This is a genomic window from Streptosporangium sp. G11, assembly GCF_051192615.1.
GTDB lineage: Bacteria > Actinomycetota > Actinomycetes > Streptosporangiales > Streptosporangiaceae > Streptosporangium.
In genome coordinates this window covers 1-7054 of the sequence record NZ_JBPJUQ010000170.1, presented here as the reverse complement: position 1 = coordinate 7054, position 7054 = coordinate 1, and the positions used below count along the sequence as shown (strand labels likewise).

Sequence of the window (7054 nt, the reverse complement as noted above, 5' to 3'; positions counted from 1 at the left end):
CGGGGCGATGGCCTGCTCCCACGGCTTGTCCGCGGGCCCCTCCGCGCTCTGGGTCCGCATGGCCAGCTGGGCGTCGTGGTCGGCCTGGATGAAGAACTTCGACTGCTCACCGGTGTTCGCGCCCTGGGCGGGTGAGGACGAGGCCGCTGAGGACGGCCCCGCCGAGGACTGGGCGGTGGGCTTGTCGCTGGCACAACCGGCGGCGAACAGCGCGGTCGATATCACGACGAGGCCGACGAACGGCCGACGATTCGGCATGGTGCTTCCTTTGTTTTCTGGGGTTGATCAGGTGCTCACGCGGAGCCGGAACGGCAGGCGCAGCGCTCCCGCCGCGACCGCCGCGATGATGATGACGCCCTGCACGGTGTACTCCAGAGCACCTGAGATGCCGTACAGGTTGAGCAGGGTGAACAGCGCCTCCAGGGTCAACGCGCCGGCCATCGCGGCGACGATCGAGCCCCGGCCGCCGCCGAGCGCCACGCCGCCGAGGACGACGGCGGTGATGGCGGAGAACTCCAGTCCCTGGCCGACCTGGGCCGAGACGCCCGCGAAGCCGCCGAGCAGGATGGCCGCGACCGCCGCGGCCAGGCCGGAGATGACGAACGCGAGAATTCGCATGCGGTGCACGCCGATGCCGGACAGGGCGGCGGCGCGTTCGTTGTCGCCGGTGGCCATGAGCCTTTTGCCGAAGTCGGAGCGCATCAGCGCGATCCCGGCGCCGGCGACCACGACCAGGATGAGGACGGACCACGGTATGGGGCCGAGGTTGCCCCGGCCGAAGGCGCGGAAGCCCTCCGACAGCGCGCCGCGGGGAGCGCCGCCCGTCCACAGGAACACCGCGCCCGACAAGATGAGCATCATGCCGAGCGTCGTGATGAAGGAGGGAACGCGCAGGGCCGTGGTGATCACGCCGTTGACCAGACCGACGAGCAGCCCGATGGCGATCAGCAGGAGAAGCACCCACCAGGTGGCGGCTTCCTCCCCGTCGATCAAGCGGGCGGCGACGACGACCTCGACCGTCACCAGCGAGCCGACCGACAGGTCGAACTCACCCGAGACGATGACGAAGTACTGGCCCGCCGCCAGGATCACCAGGGGGGCGGCCCGCTTGACGAAGGCCAGGAACCCGGCGGGCTCCAGGAACAGCGGGTTGGCGGCCGCGATCGCGACCAGCAGTACCGTCAGGACCGCGAGGATCGGGAGCGTCCTTCTCATGCCGTTCGCCCCTTCCTGCCGCGGCGGGCGTAGACGGCGACGGCGACCACGATCACGACGCCCCTGACCACGTCCTTGAAGAAGGAGTTCACCTCAAGCTGGTTGAAGACGCTGTCGAGCACGGCCAGCAGGAGCACGCCGCCGACGGTCCCGGCGATCCCGCCCTTGCCGCCGGCCAGTGCGGTGCCGCCGAGCACGACCGCGGCGATCGACTCCAGGTCGTAGCCGCCGTCGGTGCCGACCGTGGGCGCGCCTGCGCCCAGCCTGCCGGCCAGCAGCAGGCCGGCGACGCCCGCGCACAGTGAACACAGAACGTGGGTGAGCACCACGACCCTGCTGGTACGCACCCCCGACAGCCGGGCCACGTCGGGGTCGCCGCCGACCGCGTAGATGCGGTAGCCCAGGGGGGTCCGGCGCAGCAGGAACCAGGCGGCCACCGCCACGGCGACCCAGAGCAACGCCGAGACGGGCACAGGGCCGAGCCGGTCGTAGCCCAGACGCTGGAACGACTCCGGCACGCTGCCCGCCGGCCCGTCGTAGAGGTGGTCGATGACGCCTTTGAGGATGAGCGCGGTGCCCAGCGTGGCGATGAACGCGTGCACCTGCAGGCGGGTGATGACCAGGCCGTTGACCAGCCCCACGAGAGCGCTGACGCCGAGCACGGCGAGGATGGCCGGTACGATGCCGCCGTCCTGGCCCGCCATGATCTCGGCCGCGACCAGTGACCCGAGGCTGATCAGGTAGGCGACGGACAGGTCCAGCGACCCGACGAGGATCGCCAGGGTCTGCCCCACGGCGACGATGCCCAGGGCGGCCGAACGCTGCTGCACGCCGACGACGGTCTCCATCGTGAGGAAGTCGCCGCCGTCGACGGCGACCAGCCCCCAGCCGATGGCGATCACGGCGATGAGCGCGAGGTAGACGACCCTGGTCGGATTGATCTCCGTGAGGTTGCGCCGCAGACCGCCATGCCCCGGCCCCGCGCCGTTCCGAACGGGCGCGGGCTCGGGCCCGGAGGCCGTCGAGGCGGTGGCCGGGTGCACCGGGGAGGGAATCTGGCCGCTCATGCGGCCTCCTCACTCGCCGCCACGTGCATGATGGCCTCCTCGGACACGCCCGCCGGTAGCTCGCCCGCGATACGGCCGTCTCGCATGACGATGATCCGGTCGCTCATCCCGATGAGCTCGGGCAGCTCCGAAGAGATCATCATGATGGCCATGCCGTTCCTGGCGAACTGCCGCATCAGGTCGTGGATGGCGGCCTTCGCGCCGACGTCCACGCCCCGGGTCGGCTCGTCGAAGAGCAGCACCTTGGGGTTGACCGTCATCCATTTGGCCAGCACGACCTTTTGCTGGTTGCCGCCGGACAGGTACCGCACCTCACGCTCGGGGTCGGGCGGTGACAGCCGTACCGACTCCAGGAGCGTGCGCAGCCCGCTCCGTGAGGCCCGCCCCGTGGGGGTGCGTGCGGCGGAGGTGCGCGCCACCAGCAGCGCGTTGTCTCCCGCCGACTGCCGTAGCGCCAGCCCTTCGGCCTTGCGGTCCTCGGTGACCAGCCCGATCCCGGCGGCCACGGCCTGGCGGACCGTCCGGGGCCTGCGGGGGGTCATCTCACCCGAGACGAACGGTTCCGCCCCGAAGATCGCCTTGGCCAGCTCGGTCCGGCCCGAGCCCTGCAGGCCAGCCACCCCGACGATCTCCCCGGCTCTCAGCTCCAGGTCGATGCCGCTGAGCTTCTCGTTTCCGCCGCCGTGCACGCTCAGGCGTACCTCGCCGATCTCCGCCGGTGTGGCACGGGGCGGGAAGTAGTCGTTGAGCTCCCGGCCGACCATGAGCTTGACCAGCTCGGCCGGTCCGACGTCGGAGGTGGCGACCGTGGTGACGCGGGTGCCGTCCTTGAGCACGGTGACCCGCTGGGACAGGTCGAACACCTCGCGCATGCGGTGGGAGATGTAGAGGATGGCGATGCCGCGCTCTCGCAGGCGGTGGATCAGGGAGTAGAGGAGCTCGACCTCGTGCTCGGCCAGCGAGGCGGTGGGCTCGTCCATCACGATGATGCGGGCGTCGACCGAGAGGGCCTTGACGATCTCGACGACCTGCTGCTGGGCGACGCTCAGGCGGCGAACGGCGTCGCGGGCACCGAAAGAGGTCTCGCCGAGCCCCGACAGCAGCCGTTCGGTCTCCGCCTCCATCTTCGCGCGGTCCACCAGGCCCCGCCGTACCGGCTCGCGCCCGAGGAAGACGTTCTCGGCGACCGAGCGTTCGGGCAGGAGGTTGAACTCCTGATAGATGATCGCCACTCCGGACCGTTGCGCGTCGAGAGGATGGCCGAACGCGACCGGCTTGCCGTCGATCGCGATCGTCCCCGCGTCGGGGACGTGCACCCCGGCGAGGATCTTCATCAGCGTCGACTTCCCCGCGCCGTTCTCACCGACGACGGCGTGCACCTGTCCCGCCTCGACGTCGAGATCGACGCCGGTCAGCACCCGCACACCGAAGAAGCTCTTGCCCACCCCCCGCATCTCCAGGAGCCTCACGCGGGGTGCACCTCCACCCACGAGCGGGTACGCGCCGAGGCGAGCACGGAGTCGCAGATACGGGCGGCCCTCGCGCCGTCGTCGAAGGTCGGCAGTCCCTCAGGACGCTCTCCTCGCACCGCGGCATAGCTGTCGGCCGTGAACGCGTCGAAGCAGTCGTGATAGCCCTGGGCGTGACCCGCGGGCAGGGGGGAGTAGCGGCGGGCCGGGGCCGACAGGGTCTGCGGGTCGCGCACCAGCAGTTCCGATCCCTGCCTACGCCCCAACCAGAGCGTTTCCGGCTGCTCCTGATCGAAGGCGACGCTCGCCTCACTGCCCGAGATCTCCAAGAACAGCCGGTTCTTACGTCCTGGCGAGACCTGGCTGACCGCCATCGTGCCCAGCGCGCCGCCCACCGTCGTGAACTGCACGGTCGCCACGTCCTCGGTGTGCACGCCCGCCCTTTCGGCCCTGTCGGGCACCGCCACCGCCGTCTGCGCCGACACCGCGGCGATCCGGTCGCCCGTGATGAACTCCGCCAGGTCGCACCAGTGCGAGCCGATGTCGGCGAAGGCGCGGCTCGGCCCGCCCAGGGCGGGGTCCACCCGCCAGTTGTCGTCATCCGGGCTGAGCAGCCAGTCCTGCAGATAGCTGCCCTGGATGAGGTTGACCCGGCCGATGTGGCCTTCGGCGACGCGCTGCCTGGCCTCTCTGGCCATCGGGTGGAACCGGTAGACGAACGGCACGGTCGCGGTACGCGAGCTCTGCGCGGCGCGGGCGGCCATCAGCGCGGCGGTGTCGGAGTCGGTCGCAAGCGGCTTCTCGCAGATGACGTGCAGTCCGGCCTCCAGCGCCTTGATCGTGATCGAGGCGTGCAGGTGGTTGGGGGTGCAAACGTGCAGGACGTCGAGTTCGCCGGATTCGATGAGGTCCTCTGGCGAGCGGAAGACGCGCTCGGCCAGTCGGGCGGCATGCGCCCGTTCTGCCCGTTCAGGGGTCGAGCCGGCCACGCCGACGATGCGGGCGCCGGCGAGCCGAGCGGCTCGGGCGTGGACGCTGCCTATGAAACCTGTTCCAACGATCCCCACCCGCAGTTGGGGCATATCCGTCGGTTTGCGGCCTATTTCCTCCATGTTGTGAGATCGTAAGGAGGACTTATGGCGGAGGTCAAGCATAAATATGATTTTGGACGTCAGAAGTATACTTAAGGTCGTTTGAAAAGGTTCGTTCGTCAGTGGAAGGGCTAGTGTGACTGAGGACACGCTCAACAGTGCGAGCATCGGGGCCGGCGCACTGCTGTCCGTCCTGCGGGAGGGACCTGCCCGCACTCGCACGGAACTGGTCGAGCTCACCGGTCTGGCCAGAACCACGGTGTCCCAACGGCTGGACGCCCTGCTCCGGCACCGCTGGGTCGTGGCCGCCGACGCCTCCACCTCCTCGGGCGGGCGCCCGGCGGCCACGTTCGCCTTCAACAGGGCGGCACGTCTCGTGCTCGCCGCCGACCTGGGCGCCACGCACCACCGCGTCGCGATCACTGATCTGGGCACCACCGTGCTGGCCGAACGCACCGCCGATGTCCCGATCGACCGGGGGCCGGAGTCGACCCTGGCGTGGCTCGCGCAGACGTTCACCGAACTGCTCGCCGAGAGCGGGTACGACCTCGCCGACGTGTGCGGGGCGGGCATCGGCCTGCCGGGCCCGGTCGAATACCTGACGGGACGCCCCGTCAACCCGCCCCTCATGCCGGGCTGGGACCGCTTTCCCGTGCCGGAGTGGCTGGGGGAGCGGCTGGGCGTGCCGGTCCTCGTCGACAACGACGTCAACATCATGGCACTCGGCGAGCACTGGGGCGGGCACTGGGGCGGGCACTGGGCCGGATACCCCGAGGCCGACCAGCTCATCTTCGTCAAGATCGGCACGGGCATCGGCTGCGGCATCATCTCCGACGGGCGGCTGCACCGGGGCGCACAGGGCGCGGCCGGCGACATCGGACACATCCGCGTCGCCGCCGCGGACGACGAGGTGGTGTGCCACTGCGGCAACACCGGCTGTCTCGAAGCCTTCGCCGGCGGCGCCGCCCTGGCCGCCCGGATCACCGCGTCAGGCGTGCTCGCGAAGGACAGCCGAGACGTGGTGCGGCTACTGGGCGTGGGCGACCCCGAGGTCGTGCATCTCGTACGCCAGGCCGGCCGCGAGATCGGCGACGTCCTCGCCTCGATCGTCAACTTCTTCAACCCCGGAGCGATCGTGATCGGCGGCGACATCGCCGAGGCCGGCGAGCATCTCCTCGCCGGGGTCCGCGAGGTGATCTACAAGCGCTCCCTTCCGCTGGCCACACGGCACCTGCGCATCCAGGCCAGCAAGCTGGGCGACCGCGCCGGGGTCGTCGGAGCGGCCGTCATGGTGATCGAACACGTCCTCGCTCCTCAGGCGGTGGACACCACGGTCACCGTCTGACGTGGCATCCGACTCGGTACCGAAGAAGCCGCCGTCGTCCGGGAAGGGGCAGCCGCCCTGGCCTGCCCGATGCGGCCATCCGGCCGATTGTGGCCGCGAGGGGCGTCTGCCGTGGTGCTACCGGGCGACCGGCGGTTCGCGGACGCCGTAGGCGCTCATTGTGATCACGCCCTCATATCCCCTCCCGCGCAACGCCTCGGCACAGGTGAGCCCACCCGCCGATGCGCCGACGACTCGGTTCACGGCTCCACCGGGTGGATGGCGGCGGCTGGACAGACCAGCGTCGCCGACGTCGCCGACCGGGCCGGAGTGAGCCGTTCCACCTTCTACGACCACTACCGGGACGTGCATGAACTGGCCGAGGCCGCCCGCACCGCGATGATCGACGACTTGATCGAGTCCCTCCCCGGCCCCGGCCCCGACTCGGCGGACGCGGCCCAGGACGCAACTCAGTCACTGCTGGCCTTTTTCGCCAATCTCGCCGAACACGCAGGCTTTTACCGCAGTCTGCTGGGGCCGCAGGGAAGCGCACGCGTCATCGACCACGTACGCCGCCGCATCACCGCTGCCGCTCACACCGCCGTGCGCCAGGCCGGGACCGGCGATGTCCCGCCGGCGCACACCAACTCGTCGACCCACAGGCTGTGACGGGCGACCAGGTCGGCCGGTTCGGCGCGGTCGGCGAGGACGCGGATCAGGATTTCGGTAGCGGTCATGACGATCTCCGAGTGGTCGGAGTCGGCCACCAGCCGATCTGGCCGCCCACGACCGGTTCCCAGTGGCCACTGGCACCTAGGGCCTGTATGGACTTCGGATCTTCAGGTGGGTTGAAGGCTTCGGATCCACAAGATGGCTCCGCGTAGATGA

General features: G+C 70.1%; 6 protein-coding genes and 1 pseudogene. 2 read left to right on the top strand and 5 right to left on the bottom strand.

Translation table 11 applies throughout. The features are described from left to right. The 5 genes and pseudogenes from ACSDR0_RS48665 to ACSDR0_RS48645 form a co-directional block, all read right to left on the bottom strand. A pseudogene (locus ACSDR0_RS48665) lies at nt 1–258 on the bottom strand (hypothetical protein); the annotation flags it as partial. Between the two features lie 27 nt (nt 259–285). Further along, on the bottom strand, nt 286–1215 hold the full coding sequence (locus ACSDR0_RS48660) for an ABC transporter permease (RefSeq protein WP_435295789.1): 930 nt from the start codon (nt 1213–1215) through the stop codon (nt 286–288). Beyond that, the gene (locus ACSDR0_RS48655) at nt 1212–2282 is read right to left on the bottom strand and encodes an ABC transporter permease (RefSeq protein ID WP_435295788.1); all 1071 of its coding nucleotides are present in this window, start codon (nt 2280–2282) and stop codon (nt 1212–1214) included. Before ACSDR0_RS48655 ends, ACSDR0_RS48660 begins: the two co-directional genes overlap by 4 nt. Further along, nucleotides 2279–3751 (bottom strand): sugar ABC transporter ATP-binding protein, encoded by a 1473-nt coding sequence (locus ACSDR0_RS48650; RefSeq protein ID WP_435295787.1) that lies wholly within the window; start codon nt 3749–3751, stop codon nt 2279–2281. The genes ACSDR0_RS48655 and ACSDR0_RS48650 overlap by 4 nt, the downstream gene beginning before the upstream one ends. Continuing rightward, nucleotides 3748–4833 (bottom strand): Gfo/Idh/MocA family protein, encoded by a 1086-nt coding sequence (locus ACSDR0_RS48645; protein ID WP_435295790.1) that lies wholly within the window; start codon nt 4831–4833, stop codon nt 3748–3750. Before ACSDR0_RS48645 ends, ACSDR0_RS48650 begins: the two co-directional genes overlap by 4 nt. A gap of 145 nt (nt 4834–4978) precedes the next feature. On the opposite strand from ACSDR0_RS48645, the gene ACSDR0_RS48640 reads away from it, so the two are divergent. Both ACSDR0_RS48640 and ACSDR0_RS48635 read left to right on the top strand, forming a co-directional pair. Further along, nucleotides 4979–6187 (top strand): ROK family protein, encoded by a 1209-nt coding sequence (locus ACSDR0_RS48640; RefSeq protein ID WP_435295786.1) that lies wholly within the window; start codon nt 4979–4981, stop codon nt 6185–6187. A 258-nt stretch (nt 6188–6445) separates the two neighbouring features. Then, entirely contained in the window at nt 6446–6835 is a 390-nt protein-coding gene (locus ACSDR0_RS48635; RefSeq protein ID WP_435295785.1) for a TetR/AcrR family transcriptional regulator, read from the top strand. Nucleotides 6836–7054: the final 219 nt, after the last annotated feature.